The sequence below is a fragment of the Streptomyces sp. NBC_01257 genome, from assembly GCF_035917255.1.
Classification (GTDB): domain Bacteria; phylum Actinomycetota; class Actinomycetes; order Streptomycetales; family Streptomycetaceae; genus Streptomyces.
In genome coordinates, this window is the sequence record NZ_CP108472.1 from 697125 (window position 1) to 714338 (window position 17214).

The 17214-nt window shown below is 71.3% G+C and carries 14 protein-coding genes; 5 read left to right on the forward strand and 9 right to left on the reverse strand.

The window, feature by feature from the left end; all coding sequences use genetic code 11:
* Positions 1-170 precede the first annotated feature (170 nt).
* The gene (locus OG408_RS03130; protein ID WP_326668033.1) at positions 171-2384 is read left to right on the forward strand and encodes a terpene synthase family protein; all 2214 of its coding nucleotides are present in this window, start codon (positions 171-173) and stop codon (positions 2382-2384) included.
* Here OG408_RS03130 and OG408_RS03135 read toward each other — a convergent pair.
* The 3 genes from OG408_RS03135 to OG408_RS03145 form a co-directional block, all read right to left on the reverse strand.
* A complete protein-coding gene (locus OG408_RS03135) occupies positions 2360-4615 on the reverse strand; it encodes a glycoside hydrolase family 95 protein (RefSeq protein WP_326668035.1) in 2256 nt (751 codons plus the stop codon). The two genes, OG408_RS03130 and OG408_RS03135, sit on opposite strands and share 25 nt — an antisense overlap.
* A 279-nt stretch (positions 4616-4894) precedes the next feature.
* Positions 4895-5395, reverse strand: a complete 501-nt coding sequence (locus OG408_RS03140; RefSeq protein WP_018550733.1) for a hypothetical protein — start codon at positions 5393-5395, stop codon at positions 4895-4897.
* Between the two features lie 95 nt (positions 5396-5490).
* Positions 5491-5901, reverse strand: a complete 411-nt coding sequence (locus OG408_RS03145) for an ACT domain-containing protein (RefSeq protein ID WP_266787123.1) — start codon at positions 5899-5901, stop codon at positions 5491-5493.
* Positions 5902-6115: 214 nt separating this feature from the next.
* Here OG408_RS03145 and OG408_RS03150 point away from each other — a divergent pair, with 214 nt between their 5' ends.
* Entirely contained in the window at positions 6116-8230 is a 2115-nt protein-coding gene (locus tag OG408_RS03150) for a pentapeptide repeat-containing protein (protein WP_326668039.1), read from the forward strand.
* A gap of 48 nt (positions 8231-8278) precedes the next feature.
* Here the strand turns inward: OG408_RS03150 and OG408_RS03155 are convergent, their stop codons facing one another.
* The 5 genes from OG408_RS03155 to OG408_RS03175 form a co-directional block, all read right to left on the reverse strand.
* The gene (locus tag OG408_RS03155) at positions 8279-8548 is read right to left on the reverse strand and encodes a DUF397 domain-containing protein (protein ID WP_266787119.1); all 270 of its coding nucleotides are present in this window, start codon (positions 8546-8548) and stop codon (positions 8279-8281) included.
* 111 nt (positions 8549-8659) lie between these two features.
* Positions 8660-9826: a thiolase domain-containing protein gene (locus OG408_RS03160; protein WP_326668041.1), complete on the reverse strand. Its 1167-nt coding sequence runs from the start codon at positions 9824-9826 to the stop codon at positions 8660-8662.
* Positions 9819-10871, reverse strand: a complete 1053-nt coding sequence (locus OG408_RS03165) for a thiolase domain-containing protein (protein ID WP_266787115.1) — start codon at positions 10869-10871, stop codon at positions 9819-9821. The genes OG408_RS03160 and OG408_RS03165 overlap by 8 nt, the downstream gene beginning before the upstream one ends.
* On the reverse strand, positions 10872-11813 hold the full coding sequence (locus tag OG408_RS03170) for a Zn-ribbon domain-containing OB-fold protein (protein ID WP_266787113.1): 942 nt from the start codon (positions 11811-11813) through the stop codon (positions 10872-10874). It abuts the gene before it with no gap.
* 15 nt (positions 11814-11828) lie between these two features.
* The gene (locus OG408_RS03175; RefSeq protein ID WP_285564098.1) at positions 11829-12629 is read right to left on the reverse strand and encodes a crotonase/enoyl-CoA hydratase family protein; all 801 of its coding nucleotides are present in this window, start codon (positions 12627-12629) and stop codon (positions 11829-11831) included.
* Positions 12630-12795: 166 nt separating this feature from the next.
* Here OG408_RS03175 and OG408_RS03180 point away from each other — a divergent pair, with 166 nt between their 5' ends.
* The 3 genes from OG408_RS03180 to OG408_RS03190 all read left to right on the forward strand — a co-directional run bounded on the left by OG408_RS03180 (position 12796) and on the right by OG408_RS03190 (position 16744).
* The gene (locus OG408_RS03180) at positions 12796-14424 is read left to right on the forward strand and encodes an acyl-CoA synthetase (RefSeq protein WP_326668043.1); all 1629 of its coding nucleotides are present in this window, start codon (positions 12796-12798) and stop codon (positions 14422-14424) included.
* A gap of 149 nt (positions 14425-14573) precedes the next feature.
* Positions 14574-15647 (forward strand): right-handed parallel beta-helix repeat-containing protein, encoded by a 1074-nt coding sequence (locus tag OG408_RS03185; RefSeq protein WP_326668045.1) that lies wholly within the window; start codon positions 14574-14576, stop codon positions 15645-15647.
* A 35-nt stretch (positions 15648-15682) separates the two neighbouring features.
* Positions 15683-16744 (forward strand): methyltransferase, encoded by a 1062-nt coding sequence (locus OG408_RS03190; RefSeq protein WP_266787105.1) that lies wholly within the window; start codon positions 15683-15685, stop codon positions 16742-16744.
* 73 nt (positions 16745-16817) lie between these two features.
* Here the strand turns inward: OG408_RS03190 and OG408_RS03195 are convergent, their stop codons facing one another.
* The gene (locus OG408_RS03195) at positions 16818-17150 is read right to left on the reverse strand and encodes a TcmI family type II polyketide cyclase (RefSeq protein ID WP_266787102.1); all 333 of its coding nucleotides are present in this window, start codon (positions 17148-17150) and stop codon (positions 16818-16820) included.
* Positions 17151-17214 lie beyond the last annotated feature (64 nt).

A 17214-nucleotide genomic window follows, 5' to 3' on the forward strand; every position in this document is an offset into this window, starting at 1 on the left:
ACGCAGCGGCGGACCGGCGGTGCGACCGGTCGGCATCCCTCGAACGGGCGTACTCCTGGTGTGATTAATGGCCGCCGCGCGTGCCTCGAACGGCCGAAGGGTAGTGCTCGCGCGGACACGACCGAACCGCGTGACGTGCACGCGGAGGCTCACCGAAAGGCCTGACGCACATGGCACAGCCCTTCACCCTGCCGGACTTCTACGTGCCCTACCCGGCGCGCCTCAACCCGCATGTGGAGGAGGCACGACAGCACACGAAGACGTGGGCGCGGGCCATAGGGATGCTGGAGGGGTCCGGTATCTGGGAGGAGAAGGACCTCGACTCCCACGACTACGCGCTGCTGTGTGCCTACACCCACCCCGACTGCTCGGCCGAGGCCCTGTCGCTCGTCACCGACTGGTACGTGTGGGTCTTCTTCTTCGACGACCACTTCCTGGAGCTGTTCAAGCGCACCCCGGACCGGGAGGGCGGCAAGGCGTATCTGGACCGGCTGCCCGCGTTCATGCCGATGGAGCGTGGTGCGCCGACGCCGGAGCCGGTCAACCCGGTCGAGGCGGGGCTGGCGGATCTGTGGGCGCGGACGGTGCCCGCCATGTCGGACGCGTGGCGGACGCGGTTCGCCGAGGCGACGAAGAACCTGCTGAACGAGTCGCTGTGGGAGCTCGCCAACATCAACGAGGGCCGCATCGCGAACCCCGTCGAGTACATCGAGATGCGCCGCAAGGTGGGCGGTGCGCCCTGGTCGGCGGGGCTGGTGGAGTACGCGGCCGGGGCGGAGGTCCCCGAGGCGGTGGCCGGTGAGCGGGCGCTGCGCGTCCTGCGCGACGCGTTCTCCGACGGCGTCCATCTGCGCAACGACCTCTTCTCGTACCAGCGGGAGGTCGAGGACGAGGGCGAGAACAGCAACGGTGTCCTGGTCCTCGAACACTTCCTCGGCTGCTCGACCCAGGAGGCGGCGGAGGCGGTGAACGATCTGCTGACCTCGCGGCTCCAGCAGTTCGAGAACACCGCGCTGACCGAACTGGGCCCGCTCTGCGCCGGCAAAGGCCTCGACCCGGCCGGGACCGCGGCCGTGCTGGCGTACGTCAAGGGGCTGCAGGACTGGCAGTCCGGCGGCCATGAGTGGCACATGCGCTCCAGCCGCTACATGAACGACGGCGGGGCCGCGCAGGCCGCTCCGGGCTTCGGCATGTCCGCCGCGTCGATCCGCTTCACACCGCGTTCGGAGTCCGCCAGGCTGCGCAGCCTGACCCATCTGCCGCATCAGCGGGTCGGCCCGTCCCTGCTGCCCGACTTCGACCTCCCGTTCGGCACCACCCTGAGTCCGCATCTGGGCGGCGCCCGGACCCGGATCGTCGACTGGGCGGACCGGATGGGCATCCTCGAAGCGCAGCCCGGGGTGCCCGGCTCACACATCTGGGACGAGGAGCGGCTGCTGGCGATCGACCTTCCGCTGTGCGCGGCGGGCATCCATCCGGACGCCACACCGGACGAACTCGACCTGTCCTCGCAGTGGCTGGCGTGGGGGACGTACGGGGACGACTGGTTCCCGGTGGTGCACGGCCGCACCCGGGACCTGACGGGGGCCCGTCTCGCGAACGAGCGGCTGTCGCTCTTCATGCCGCTGGACGGGTCCGCGCCGCCCGAACCCGTCAACGCGCTGGAACGGGGCCTGGGCGACCTCTGGGAGCGCACCGCCGCGCCGCTGGACGACAGCGGCCGGCGCGCGTTCCGCACCTCGATCGAGGACATGACGGCCAGTTGGCTCTGGGAGCTGGCGAACCAGGCGCAGAACCGGATTCCCGACCCGGTGGACTACGTCGAGATGCGGCGTATGACGTTCGGCTCGGACCTGACGATGAGCCTGTGCCGGCTCGGGCACGGCAGGAGGGTGCCGCCGGAGATCTACGAGAGCGGCCCGCTGCGCTCCCTGGAGAACGCGGCCGCCGACTACGCCGCGCTGCTCAACGACCTCTTCTCGTACCAGAAGGAGATCGAGTACGAGGGTGAGGTGCACAACGGCGTCCTGGTGGTGCAGAACTTCTTCGGGGTCGACTACCCGACCGCGATGGAGATCGTGTACGACCTGATGAAGTCGCGGCTGCGTCAGTTCCTGCACGTCGCCGAGAACGAACTGCCGGTGCTGTACGACGACTTCGGCCTGGACGCCGAGGCGCGGGAGGTCCTCGCCGGTTACGTCCAGGAGCTGAAGCACTGGATCGCGGGCATTCTGATCTGGCACCGGGGCTGCAGGCGCTACCGCGAGGAGGATCTGCGGCGGGGCACCGCGGCCCCGTGGCACCTGGGCGGTCCCACGGGGCTCGGCACCTCGGCGGCGCGGGTGACCTCGCTGTTCGCTCAGCCCTCGGGGGTCAGTGTGTAGCTCTCCCCCGCCTGCGCCCTGATGACCTTCTCGCCGCTCGCGAACAGCGTGCTGCGGACGGTCAGTTCGCGGGTTCGGCTCGCCGTGATCACCGCGCGGCGGGCCTGCCCGCCGGCCCATTCGATGTCGACGGTGAACCCGCCCCGGGCGCGCAGCCCGCGCACCGACCCGGCCGGCCAGGCGGCGGGGAGGGCGGGGAGGATCTCGACGACGTCGTGCTGGCTCTGCAGCAGCATCTCGGCGACGCCCGATGTGGCACCGAAGTTGCCGTCGATCTGGAACGGCGGGTGGGTGTCCCAGAGGTTGGGCAGGGTGGAGCTCTTCAGCTGTTCGGAGAGCATCTTGTGGGCGTGGCTGCCGTCCCGCAGCCGCGCCCAGAAATTGATCTTCCAGGCCTTGGACCAGCCGGTGCCGCCGTCGCCGCGGGCGCCCAGGGAGACCTTGGCGGCCTCGGCCCAGTTGCTGCCGGCTTCGATCTGGCGGCCGGGGTGGAGGCCGAAGAGGTGGGAGACGTGGCGGTGGTCGTCGGCCTGGTCGTCCCGGTCGGTCTTCCACTCCTGGAGCTGCCCCCACGACCCGATGCGCAGCCCGGGGTCGAGGTGGTCGAGAGCCGTTTCGAGACGGCTGCGGAAGGCGGCGGAGTCACCGAGGGTGCCGGCGGCCTCCAGGGTGTTGGTGAGGAGGTCGTGGACGATCTGCTGGGACATCGCGGCCCCGGCGGTGAAGTCGCCGTGCTCGGGCGAGTAGCTCGGAGTGACGACGAGGAGGCCGTCGCGCGGGTCGGTGCGCAGGTTGGCCAGCCAGAACTCGGCGGCCTCCTTCATCGCCGGGTAGGCGGTGGTGCGCAGGTAGTCGGTGGAGCCGCTGAAGCGGTAGTGCTCGTACATCTGCTGGGTGAGCCAGCCGGCGGCCTCGGGGAACCAGAACGAGGTGGCCCAGTCGTGGACGCCGGTGAAGCCGTACGGGTTGGTCTCGTTGTGCACGACCCAGCCCTCGGTCCCGAACATCTCCCGCGCGGTCCGGCGGCCGGGTTCGCGCATCGCCTCGACATAGCGGTCGTACGGTGCGGTCGTCTCGGCGAGGTTGGTGGCCTCGGCGAGCCAGTAGTTCATCTGGAGGTTGATGTTGCTGTGGTAGTCGGCGGACCAGGGCGGGGTGGTGGAGTTGTTCCAGACGCCCTGGAGGTTGGCGGGCAGTGAGCCGGCCCGGGAGGAGGCGATCAGCAGGTATCTGCCGTACTGGAAGAAGAGCGCCTCCAGCGCCCGGTCCGCGGGGGCGGTGCCTCCGGTGTAGCCGCTGAGCAGCTGGTCGGTGGGTACGTCGGGGAGCTGCTGGCCGATGTCGAGGGCGACCCGGTCGAACAGGGTGCGGTGGTCGTTCACGTGGGTGTCGCGGACGCTCTCGTACGAGGTCGCCGCGGCGGCGTCGACGGCGGCCGTGACGGTGGCGTGGGGGTCCTCGCCGCGGTAGGCGGGGTAGGTGTCGGCGTAGTCGGTGCCCGCGGCGAGGAGGAACCAGGCGTTGTCGGCGGCGGTGACGGTGAGGCTCCCGTCGGCACCGGCGGTGACGTTGCCACCGGTGGCCCGCACCCGGATCTGGGCCTCGAAGCGCAGGCCGTTGTCCTGGAGGGCGCCGCGCACGGTGATCCGGTCACCGTCGGCGGAGGCGGTGAAGTCGTTGCGCGGTGAGGTGTAGCGCAGGGTGAACGTCACCTGTCCCGGCCGGTCGGCGGCCAGTCGTCCGGCGATGACGGAGCCGGGGTGGGAGACGAAGAACTCCCGGGTGTGGGCGACCCCTTCGTGGGTGTAGGCGACGGACGCGAGGGCGGTGCGCAGGTCCAGCCCGCGCCGGTAGGAGGCGTCGGGGGCGGCGGGCGCTCCGGGCACGTCGAGGTGCAGTTCCCCGAGGACCTGGTAGGCGCCGTAGCCGCGGCGCGGCTGCCCGAGTTCGGCGGCCACGGCCTCGGGGCCGAGGCCGCCCTCGCTGTCGAGCCGCTCCTGCACTCCGGTGAGGACGCCTGGTCTGGGGGCGGTCCAGTTACCGAAGTCGTAGCCTCCGGCCGAACCGGGGCCACCGGTCCACAGCGTCTTCTCGTTGAGGGTGAGGAGCTCGGAGGCGAGCGTGCCATGGACGCTCGCGCCCAGGGCCCCGCCGCCGATCGGCAGGGATTCGCGCTCCCAGTCGCCGGCGGGCGCACGGTAACTGAGTACCGGGTTCGGTACCTCCGCCATTCGTCGCCTCTTCGCCGATTCATCGGAGGTAACGGCCGCGGCCGCCTCACCGGCGAGAGCAGGAACTCCCAGCGCCAGGGCGCCTGTTGCGCCGATCACTGTCTTCACTGTGGTACGTCGCGTCATCCCTGAAGCCATGCCGAGGACGCTAGAGGTCCGACGACTGTCCGACAAGGGGCATGACAAAACGGCCTCCCGAGAGGAGGCCGTGTGTATGTGGAACGGAAATGGCGCCGCCGGGCCGGGCAGTGTGCGGCCGCCCGGCGTGCGCCGCCCGGCTCAGCCCTGCTGGAAGAGCTCCGCGGGCAGCGGCTTCAGAAGGGTGTACAGGTCGTCGGTGATCGGCCGGTCCCAGCTCGCGATGGTGACGAGCACGCCGTCGCTGCGGTCGAACTGCACGCAGGAGATCCGGCTCTCGGAGAGCTTCACGCGGCGGACGATCAGCAGGTTGTCGCCCTGCATGACGGGCATGTCCTCGGTGCCGGTGACCTCGACCGGCTCGTCGTTCTCCAGCGCGAGCAGCAGCTGGGCGACCTCGAAGGGGACCTGGCCCTCCTCGGTCTCGCGGGCGGGCGAGCCCTCCGGGAGGTTGCCGATGATCATCGCCGGGCCGCGGCCGCCGAACAGGTCGTAGCGCAGGAAGACGCCCTGACAGCTGCCGTCGGGAGCGGGCAGCAGACCGGCGCCGAGGTTTCCGGGCCAGTCGCCCGGGTCCATGGCCAGGACGTCGAAGTCGGGGCCCGCGGGTGTGGCGGCGCTACGGCGGCGGAGGAAGGACATGCAGACATGTTACGTGTCCGGGCCCACCTCGCCGAGCCGGGCCCGGACGGGCCCGCCGCGGTCTCCGCGCCGATCCGCCGGGGCCTGCCTCCGGGTCACCCGGCGCCGGACTCGGCGGCCAGCGCCTCCAGGACGGCGACGGCCTCGTCCGCCCGGTCGTACGGGACGAAGAGGTGGTCGTGGTGGAAGCCGGCCACCACGTTGCAGCTGATGCCCGCATCGGTCAGGGCCAGCGAGACGGCGGCGGTCAGTCCGACGGCCGCCAGCGCGGAGTGAACACGGAGAGTGATCCAGGCGGCCGGATAGTCGGCGGCGGTGAGCCCGGCCGCCGCCGCGTCCGCCTCGGGGAGCACGAGTGTGAGCCCTTCGCTCTCCAGGACCGTGACGACGGGGACGACACCGTCGGGCACGACGCCGCCGGGCGCGGCCGCGTAGACGTAGCGCCCCGGGTGCAGCTCCGGACGCAGGTTGCTCAGCAGGACCCGAAGATCTTTCTCACCTGTCACGCACACCACGCTACCCATGGTGCGCGGCGCCGCCCGCGAAGGCGGGCCGTACGGGCACGGTCACCGAAGGCCGGCGGCGGCCCGCACGGCGAACCGCGATGCCCCGACCCCGCTCGCGAGCCGGGGCCGATTCGCTAGGCTGCGCCGCTCGGGGGCTCGACGGTCGGACGGCCCCCTGCCCGCCATCGGTCGAAACGCCCCGGGAGTTGCCGCCATGAGTCCCACTCCGGCCCCCACCCCGCAGCGGGTCTGCGGTTACGGCGTCAACCTCGGTGCCGATTTCGCGGGGTGCCCCGGCACTCTCGTCCCCGGTCGCACGAGGTGCCTGGCCCATGTCACCGACGCCGGGCGCGACGCGTACCTCGCGGGTCTGACTCCCGGCGCCGACATCGACCACCGGAACACCGTCTTCGCCGGGCCGCTCCTCGCCTCGCTCCTCAACGCCCTTCACGATCCCGCCGGTTCCACGAACCGCACCGGCGTCGCGGACTTCAGGGGAGCGCAGTTCACCCGTGACGCATGCTTCGACCGGACACTGTTCTCGGGCGACGCCAGGTTCGACGGCGCGGAGTTCACCGGAGAGGCGACGTTCGACACGGCGGAGTTCCTAGGCGACGCCGGATTCCGCCGGGCAAGGTTCGCCGGCCCTGCCGCATTCCTCCACGCCCGGTTCGCCGCCCAGGCAAGTTTCTCCGGGGCGGAGTTCGCCATGAGCGGCACCTTCCGTCGGACACGGTTCGGCGGCGACACCGACTTCGACGGGGCGACGTTCCTCGATCTGACCGTGTTCGACGAGGCCCAGTTCCTGGGAGACACCGCATGGTTCGATGGGGCGTCGTTCGGGGGCCTCACGAGCTTCAGTGCCATGCGGGCCTCCGGAAGGATTTCGTTCGCCGGAGCGAACTTCGCGAACTTCGCGAGTTTCGACGGAGTGGAGCTCTCGGAACACGCCGAATTCGAGGCCGCGAAGTTCTCCAGCACGGCGAATTTCCACGGAGCACGTGTGCTCGGCACAGCCGGATTCGATGAGGTGCAGTTCTCCGGACCGGCTCGGTTCAGCGACACGCGGTTCGCGGGAGTCGCCACGTTCTACAAGGCGCGGTTCGCGGAGGACGCCGAGTTCGGTGGGGCGCGTTTCTCCCGGGACGCCGAATTCAGCGAGGCGCGGTTCCCGCTGACCGCGCACTTCGGGCCGCTGACGTGTGCGGGCACGGTGGACATGTCCGGCGCGGTGTTCGACACGCCGGTGACGTGGGAGATCGCGGCGAAGGCCGTGCGCTGCGAGCGGACGCGCTGGGAGTCCACGGCGACCCTGCGCCTGCGCTTCGCGGCCGTGGATCTCAGCCACGCCGTGCTGCTGTTCCCCCTGGCGGTCACCACGCATCACACACGGTTCGTGACCGGCCCCCACTCGGCGGTGGTGGACGAGAACCTGCCGGCAGGCTCCCGGGCCGGAGTCCGGATGGCCTCGATGCGGGGAGTGGATGCCGCGCACTTGGTGCTGACGGACATCGACCTGGCCGACTGTCTGTTCACCGGGGCCTTCCACCTCGATCAACTCCGCCTGGAAGGACGCTGCACCTTCGCCCCCGCGCCCACCGGCCTTCACCGCCGCCACGTCCTGTGGCCGCACCGGTGGAGCCGCCGACGCACCCTGGCCGAGGAGCACCACTGGCGCGCGCAGACCGCGGGCCAACCCGCCCCTCCGGCCGGCCGGCCGCCCTCGCCCCGGACCTGGCGCACCGGCCCCCACCACCCCGACCCGGACCTCACCCCCGACCCGGAGGACGTGGCCACGCTCTACAGGCAGTTGCGCAAGGCGTTCGAGGACGGCAAGAACGAGCCGGGCGCGGCCGACTTCTACTACGGCGAGATGGAGATGCGCCGCCACGACCGCGCCGACACCACGGCCGGTGAACGGTTCCTGCTGTGGGGGTACTGGCTGCTCTCCGGATACGGCCTGCGCGCCTCGCGGGCACTCGGCTGGCTGCTGGTGGCGGTGGCCGCCACCGTCGTGCTCATGATGGGACTCGGCCTGCCCGACTCCTCACCCGAGCAGGTGGCCACGGGGACGGTGCCCGCCGGCGGCGGGCAGGTGACGCTGACCGTGGACAAGGAAGACCCTCGGCTGACGTTGCCGGTCGGTGACCGGTTCACCGGGGAGCGCGCCGACAAGGCCGTGCAGGTGGTGCTGAACTCCGTGGTGTTCCGCGCCAGCGGCCAGGACCTGACCACCTGGGGCACGTACACGGAGATGGTCAGCCGCTTCACCGAGCCCGTCCTGCTCGCACTGGCGGTCCTCGCGCTGCGCAGCCGCATCAAGCGCTGACCACCGGGCTACCTCGGATCGTCGGTTTCCCAGGGGTGGACGAAGCGCTCACCCCCGTGCCGCACCGCGCCCCGGCGTCCCTCCGTCGAACTCACCGTGCCTCGCGTTCACGACGAACGCGCGCCATTCCAGCGGGTTGAAGACCAGCGGGCGGCTGGCCGGCCGCCCGGCGTTGCGCATCGCGATGAAGCCCTCGACGAAGGCGATCTGGACGTCTCCGATGCCCCGGCTGCCGGAACGCCAACGGGCGTTGCCGAGGTCGACCTCCGCCTTGTCCCAGCCGGCGAAGGGCCGCTGGGGCGTCGTCCTGCGAGCCACGTCGGCTCCTTCCGCTCGTCCGGTGCGGCCGGGAAGAGCCTAGCCACGATGGGCGGTCCCGAACAGGCCGCGGAGCGTGGTGGGTGCGGCCTGTCCGGGAGGGTGGGCGGGTCAGCCGGTGGGGGGTTCGGCGCCGACGAGCCACATGGAGAAGAACTGGGCGCCGCCGCCGTACGCATGGCCCAGCGCCCGGCGGGCGCCCTCCACCTGGTGCTCCCCCGCCCGTCCCCGTACCTGGAGGGCGGCCTCGGCGAAGCGGATCATGCCGGAGGCGCCGATGGGGTTGGTGGAGAGCACCCCACCCGAGGGGTTGACCGGAAGGTCGCCGTCGAGTTCGGTGACTCCGGCCTCGGTGAGTTTCCAGCCCTCGCCCTCGTCGGCGAAGCCGAGGTTCTCCAGCCACATCGGTTCGTACCAGGAGAAGGGCACGTACATCTCGACGGCATCGATCTCCCGGCGCGGGTCGGTGATCCCGGCCTGCCGGTAGACGTCGGCCGCGCAGTCCTTCCCGGCCTGCGGCGAGACGAAGTCCTTGCCGGCGAACAGGGTCGGTTCGCTGCGCATCGCGCCGCCGTGCACCCAGGCGGGCGGGTGCGGTGACCGGTCGGCTCCCGCACGGTCGGTGAGGATCATCGCGCAGGCACCGTCGGATGACGGGCAGGTCTCCGAGTAGCGGATGGGGTCCCAGAGCATGGGCGCCGCCTGGACCTTCTCCAGGGTGAGGTCCGGGTCGTGGATGTGCGCGTACGGGTTCTTGAGCGCGTTGCGCCGGTCCTTGTACGCGACGAGCGAGCCGACGGTGTCGGGCGCCCCGGTCCGCCGCATGTAGGCGCGCACGTGCGGGGCGAAGAAGCCGCCGGCGCCCGCCAGGAGCGGCTGCTGGAACGGGATGGGGAGCGAGAGGCCCCACATCGCGTTGGACTCCGACTGCTTCTCGAAGGCCAGGGTGAGGACCGTGCGGTGGACTCGGGCGGCGACGAGGTTCGCGGCGACGAGTGCGGTCGAACCGCCCACGGAACCCGCGGTGTGGACCCGGAGCATGGGTTTGCCGACCGCGCCGAGGGCGTCGGCGAGGTAGAGCTCCGGCATCATCACGCCCTCGAAGAAGTCGGGCGCCTTGCCGATGACGACGGCGTCGATGTCCGCCCAGGTCAGCCCGGCGTCCTGGAGGGCGGCCACGGCGGCTTCGCGGACGAGACCCGCGAGGGAGACGTCGTGGCGGGCGGCGACGTGTTTGGTCTGGCCGACGCCTACGACGGCCACGGGCTCCTTAGGCATGAGCACTCTCCCCTTCGAGGACGGCGACCAGGTTCTGCTGGAGGCACGGGCCGGACGTGGCGTGGGCGAGCGCCCGGTCGGACTCGCCTCGGTGGATACGGGCGGCGGCCTCGCCGAGGCGGATCAGCCCCGCGGCCATCACCGGGTTGGCGGCCAGCGCGCCGCCGGACGGGTTGACCCTGACCTCGTCGCCCAGGCCGAGCGCCTTGCGCAGCACCACTTCCTGGGAGCTGAAGGGGGCGTGCAACTCGGCTGTGTCCACCGGTCGTTCGAAGACCCCGGCGCGTTCGGCGGCGAGCCGGGTCGACGGTGACTCGGTGAGTTCGCGCACCCCGAGCCCGTGGGCCTCGATGCGGTGGTCGATGCCGCGGATCCAGGCGGGCCGGGCGCAGAGGGCCCGTGCGGTGTCCCCGGCGGCGAGAACGACGGCGGCCGCGCCGTCGCCGATGGGCGGGCAGTCGCCGGTCCGCAGGGGCTGGACGAGGTAGTCGCCGGCCGGGACGGCGCCGCTGAGCTGGGCGTGCGGGTTGTCCGACGCGTCCGCGCGGCTGCGGGTGGCGACGGCGGCGAGCGCCGCCTCGTCGGTGTCGCCCGCGTCGATCAGCGCCTGGGCCTGGAGGGCGGCGAGGGCGACGGAGTCGGGCCACAGCGGGGCGGTGTAGTACGGGTCGAGCTGCCGGGTGAGGACGTCGCGCACCTGGCCTGGCGAGGACTTCCCGTAGGCGTACACGAGGGCGGTGTCCGCCTCGCCGGTCTGGATCTTCACCCAGGCCTCGTACAGGGCCCAGGCGCCGTCCATCTCCACATGGGACTCGGAGATCGGCGGGTGTGCGCCCACGCCGTCGAGGGCCATGGTGAAGGAGAAGGCCCGGCCGGCGAGGTAGTCGCTGGAGCCCGAGCAGGTGAAGCCGATGTCGCTGGTCCTGAGGCCCGTCGCGTCGAGGACCTGGTGCAGGACGGGCATCAGCATCTCGACTTCGGAGAGTTCGTCGGTGCGCCGCAGGTGGTCGGTCTGCGCGAAGGCGACGATCGCTACGTCTCGCATCTACAGCAGCTCCTTGTACGCGTCGTAGTCGGCGTCCGGTTCGCCGGTGGGCCGGTAGTGGTCGGGGTGGCGACTGCCCTCGGTCCATACGGGCTCGACGCGCAGCCCCATCCGCACCTGGTCGTACGGGATGCCGCCGATCCGGGCGTGCAGGGCGAGGTCCGCGCCGTCGAGGGCGATGTGCGCGTAGACGTAGGGAACTTCGATGTCGAGGTTCTTCGCCTTGATGTTGACGACGCAGAAGGTGGTGACGGTGCCGCGCGGCCCGACCTCGACCCGTTCGGTGGTGGCGACGCCGCAGGTGGGGCAGGCGCCGCGGGGCGGGACGTACACCTTGCGGCAGGACGGGCAGCGTTCGCCCACGACGCGCCTGCCGGCCAGGGCCTCCAGGTAGGCGCTCTGGGCGCGGCCCGGCGAGTAGGTGTAGTCGAGGCGTGCGGGGGTGACGATGCCGGTGACGGGGTCCGCGAACTCGCCGTCGTGCGGGGCCGCTCGGCCCGGCTCGCCCTCGTACGGCTCGAAGCAGGCGATGTCCGTGATGGCGCCGGTGCGGGACTCGGCCCAGCGGACGCGGACGCGCATGCCGGTGCGGACGGCATCGGGTCCGGGTGCGTCCAGGACGTGCAGGAGTGCGGTGTCGGCGCCGTCGAGGCGGACGAGCACCCAGGCGAAGGGGGTGTCGAGCGGCTGGTCGCGGCGGGGGTGCGGGTTCCAGGCCCAGGTGGTGACCGTGCCGGTGGCCGCGACCTCGACCAGGTCCCGGATCTCCTCGGCGGTGACGGGGTCGTACTCGACGGGCGGGACCAGGATCTTGCCGTCGCAGGTCCGGACGCCGAGCACGGTGCGTTCGCGCAGCCCGGTGAGGAAGGCGCTCTGGACGGGGCCGAGGGAGCGGGTGAAGGGGAATTCGACCACCAGCGGTGCGCTGAGGACGTCGGGCACGGGTGCCTCCTTGTTTCAGGCCCGCCGGTACACGGGCGGGCGCTTCTCGGCGAAGGCGCGGGCGCCCTCCTTGGCGTCGGCGGTGGCGAAGACGGGCCAGCCGCGTTTCAGTTCGGCGGCGAGGCCTTCCGTCTCGGTCATCTCCGCGGTCTCGTAGACCGATGCCTTGACCTCCTCGACGGCGAGCGGTCCGCAGGCGTTGATCTGCTCGGCGACGGCGAGGGCCGCCTCCAGTGCGGTGCCGTCGGGCACGACCCGGCCGATCAGTCCGATGCGGGCCGCTTCGTCCGCCGTGTAGGGGCGGCCGGTGAGCAGCATCTCCAGGGCGTGGGTGCGGGCGATCTGGCGCGGCAGCCGCACGGTGGAGCCGCCGATGGGGAAGAGGCCGCGCCGGACCTCGAAGAGGCCGAAGGTGGCGCTCTCCCCGGCGATGCGGATGTCGGTGCCCTGGAGGATCTCGGTGCCGCCCGCCACGCAGTGGCCCTCGACGGCGGCGATCACGGGTTTGCGGGGGCGGTGGTGGCGCAGCATCGCCTTCCAGTGCAGATCGGGGTCGGCCGTCATCCGGTCCCGGTACTGCTCGCCCTCCATGCCGCCGCCCGCGAGCGCCTTGAGGTCCATGCCGGCGCAGAAGCAGCCGCCGGCTCCGGTGAGGACGACGGAGCGGACCTCCTCGTCCTCGTCAGCGGCGAGCCAGCCGTCGTACAGGCCGACCAGCATCGGCAGCGAGAGCGCGTTCTTGCTCTCGGGCCTGTTCAAGGTGAGCACCAGTGTGGCGCCTTCGCGCTGCACGGTGAGGTGTTCCGTACCGCCCATGGTCTGTCTCCCGTCTCAAGGCTAGAACAGGTTGCAGTAAGCGGGAGGGCAGTTCAATAGTTTTCTGACAGGGAGTCAGATTTCTTCGCCGGGCCCTCTTCCCACTTGTGGCGGTGGGCGCTCTAATGACCGCCGGGCCACTCAGCAACCGGGGTCAGGAGGAACGGTGGAGTACAACCTTGCCGACCTGTTCGAATCGGTCGTCGACGCTGTCCCGGATCGTGAGGCGCTGGTCTACCTCGACCATCCCGGGACGGGCGCCGAGCGCCGGCTCACCTACGCGGAGCTCGACGCCGCGGCCAACCGCATCGCCCACCACCTCATCGAGGCGGGCATCGCACCCGGCGAACACCTCGGCCTGCACCTGTACAACGGCATCGAGTACCTCCAGACCGTGCTGGCCTGCCTGAAGGCGCGCGTCGTGCCGGTCAACGTCAACTACCGGTACGTCGAGGAGGAGCTGGTCTACCTCTACCGCGACGCGGATCTGGCGGCGCTGGTCTTCGACGCCGAGTTCGACGAGCGGGTCGCGGCCGCCGCACCGCAGGCACCGCTCCTGCGCCACCTGGTCCGGGTGGGCGCATCGGCGGACGGGACGACCGGGCCGGAGGCCGTCGCCTACACCGAGGCGGAGGCGGCCGGGGACCCCGGGCGCGGCTTCCCGCCGCGCTCCGCCGACGACCAGTTCATCATCTACACGGGCGGCACCACGGGCATGCCCAAGGGGGTGATGTGGCGCCAGGAGGACCTGTTCTTCTCCGGGCTCGGCGGTGGCGCGCCGACCGGTGATGCGGTCAAGACCCCGCAGGAGCTGGCCGAGCGGGTGGCCGCGGGCGGCGAGGGCATCACCTTCTTCCCCACTCCCCCGCTGATGCACGGCACCTCGACGCTCACGGCGTTCATCGGCTTCAACTTCGGACAGCGGGTCGTCGTCCACCGCAAGTTCGTGCCGCACGAGGTCCTCCGTACGATCGAGAAGGAGAAGGTCACCAGCGTGTCGCTGGTGGGCGACGCGATGCTGCGGCCACTGATCGACGCACTGAAGGGACCGCTGAAGGGCACCGACTGCTCGTCGATGTTCTCCGTCTCCAGCTCGGGCGCGATCATGTCCGACTCGGTGCGGGCGGAGTTCCAGGCGCTGGTGCCCCATGTGATGCTGCTGAACAACTTCGGCTCGTCCGAGTCCGGCTTCAACGGCACCGCGACCGACGACTCCGGACCGAAGAACGGCTTCCGGATCCGGATGAACGCCCGTACGGCGGTGGTGGACCCGTCGACGTACGAGCTGGTGACTCCGGGGCAGCCGGGCCGCATCGCCCAGCGCGGCCACGTACCGCTCGGCTACTACAACGACCCGGACAAGACCGCCGAGACGTTCTTCCAGCGGGGCGACGAGCGGTGGGTGCTGCTCGGCGACATGGCGACCGTCGACGCGGAGGGCGTCGTCACGGTGCTCGGCCGGGGTTCGCAGTGCATCAACACCGGGGGCGAGAAGGTGTATCCGGAGGAGGTCGAGCAGGCGCTGAAGTCCCACCCGGATGTGTACGACGCACTGGTGGCGGGCGCCCCCGACGAGCGCTGGGGCAATCAGGTCGCCGCCGTGGTGCAGCTGCGGGACGGCGCCGACGCGCCCTCGCTCGACGATGTCCAGGCGCACTGCCGGACCCGGCTCGCCGGCTACAAGATCCCGCGCCGTCTGGTGATCGCCCCGCAGATCCAGCGGTCCCCCAGCGGCAAGGCGGACTACCGGTGGGCCCGATCCGTCGTCGCACCCGCCGGCCCGGCCGCCGGCTGAGGCGGCCCGGCCCGAATCACCCGAGTGCACGGCCCCGCGTCCATGACGGGCGCGGGGCCGTGGCATGCCCGTAAGCCATTCGGGCACGCCCCGTGTCCAACCGGACACCCTGCGTGGCATCGGGGGGTGATCGCCCATAGCTTCGGCTCATGAGGAAACGACACATCACCAGCCTCGTGAGCATCGCAGCCGCCTCGGCCGCCGGACTCGGCGCGCTCGCGCCTGTCGTCCCGGCCGCCGCCGCGAGCGGCCACGTGGTACGCCCGGGCCAGTCGATCCAGGCAGCGGTGGATGCCGCGCGGCCCGGCGACACCATCGTCGTCCGTCCCGGCACCTACCGGGAGAGCGTGCTGATCACCACGCCCGGACTGACCCTGCGCGGCTCCGGCAGCCGTACGGTCATCGAGCCGGGCGCGAGCGGGTCGCAGCCGTACAACGCCTGCGCGAAGGCCGGCAACGGCATCTGCGTCCTGGGCACCGCACGCAACACCGTGGACGACGTGTCCCTGCGGTCGCTGACCGTTTCGGGCTTCACCCGGAGCGGCGTCTGGGCATCCTGGACGGACCGGCTCGAGGTCCGCTCGGTGACGTCCAGGTCCAACGGCATCTGGGGCATCGCCCAGCAGCGCTCCACCCGCTCCGACATCCGTGACAGCACAGTCCGCGCCAACGGCGACGCGGGCGTCTTCATCGCCAACAGCGTCGACGAGGAGGGCGGCGCCTCAGACACCCTCGGCACCCGGGTCCGTGGCAACACGCTCACCGACAACCGGATCGGGCTCACCGCCCGCCGCGTGCGCAACATGACGGTCAGCGACAACACGTTCACGGCCAACTGCAGCGGCGTGAACGTCGTGGGCGACGAGGGCACGCCGAAGGCCGGCGCCATGACCATCCGGTCCAACCGGATCACCGGGAACAACAAGTTCTGCGCCGCCACCGAGCGGCTGCCCGCGATGCAGGGCTCCGGAATCGTGCTCACCGGCGCCGAGACCACCCAGGTGCGCTCCAACGTGATCCGCGACAACGTGGGTGCCACGCCGTTCTCGGGCGGCGTCGTGCTGTTCAAGAGCTTCGTCGGAGCGAAGAACACGGACAACACCATCAGCGGCAACGTGGTGACGGGCAACCAGCCGGCGGACCTGGCCAACAAGGACACCGGCACGGGCAACCGCTTCACCGGCAATGTCTGCACCACCTCCGCACCGGCCGGGATGTGCTGACCGGTGTCCCCCCGCACAAGGAGAAGCGAGACGGTATGACCACCGTGAGCACCACCCCCACCACCACACCCGTCCAGCCCGTTCCCACCCCGCAGCCCGCGATGCGGCTGCGCGAGATCGTGTTCGGCGCCGCCCGCTCCGCCGCCGTGCGCGCCGCGGCCCGCCTAGGCGTCGCCGACGCGCTGGGCGACCAGCCGGCCACCGCGGCCGAACTGGCCGCCGTGGTGAAGACCGAGCCCGTGCCGCTTCAGCGGCTGCTGCGCGCCCTGTCCTGCTACGGCATCTTCACCGAGCACGCGGACGGCACCTTCGCCCACACCGACATGTCCCGGCTGCTGCGCGAGGACGACCCGAACAGCCTGCGGGCCATCTCCCTGTGGTGCACCGAGCCCTGGACGTGGGAGGTCTGGCCCCGGCTGGACGACGCGGTGCGCACCGGTGGCAACGTCTTCGAGGACGTGTTCGGCAAGGAGTTCTTCGACTACCTCCACCAGGACGCCCACGAGTCGGCCCAGGTGTTCAACCAGGCCATGACGACCTCCAGCGTGCAGTCCGCGCTGGACGTCGCCGCTCTGCTCGACCTCACCGGGGTGTCCGCCGTCGCGGACATCGGCGGCGGCCAGGGGCACGTGCTGGCGAGCCTGCTGGAGAAGCACCCGTCGGTCAGCGGCACCCTGATGGACCTGCCGGGTGTGGTGGCCCGGGCCGACGAGCGGCTGCGGGACGGCGGTTCGCTGGCAGGCCGGGCGAGCATCGTGGCCGGTGACTGCCGTGAGGGCATTCCCGTCGCGGCCGATCTCTACATCATCAAGAACATCCTGGAGTGGGACGACGACAGCACCCGCCGGGCGCTGCGCAGCGTCGTCGCCGCGGCGCGTCCCGGGGCCCGGGTCGTCGTCATCGAGAACCTCGTCGACGACACGCCCTCGATGCGGTTCACCACCGCCATGGACCTGCTGCTGCTCCTGAACGTCGGCGGTGCCAAGCACACCCGGCAGAGCCTGGTCGAGCGGCTGTCCGACGCCGGGCTGCTGATCGGCGAGATCCGGCCGGTCAACCCGTATCTGCACGCCTTCGAGTGCGTGGTGCCGGACTGACCCGTCCGCTGCGGGCAGTACGGAAACCGCCCCGGGTCCGGCCTTGTGGCCGGACCCGGGGCGGTCTTCCTCGTCACGCGGTGGTGTCGCTCTCCCACCGGTAGAACTCCTGCGCCATCGCGTCCTTGGGTCCCCGCCACGTCTGCGGGTCGTAGGGGCTGACGAACGCGGTGAGCCGGTCGCTGATGTCCTTGAACGCCGGGTGCTCGGTCACCTTGGCGATCTCCGGGCCCGGCGGGCGCTCGGACTCGATCAGATGCAGATAGACGTCGCCGAACTGGAAGAGCTTGCGCCGGGTGACGCCGACCAGGTGCGGCAGCTCGCTGCTGTCGGAGGCGGCGAACAGTTCGGCGATGTCCGGCGCCGACTCCGGCGCCATCCGGGCGACGATCAGAGCGTGGTGCATCGGGTGATGCCTTTCTGGGACCCGGTCCGGTACCCGGCCGGGGGCCGGGCGGCCGGACCGTCGG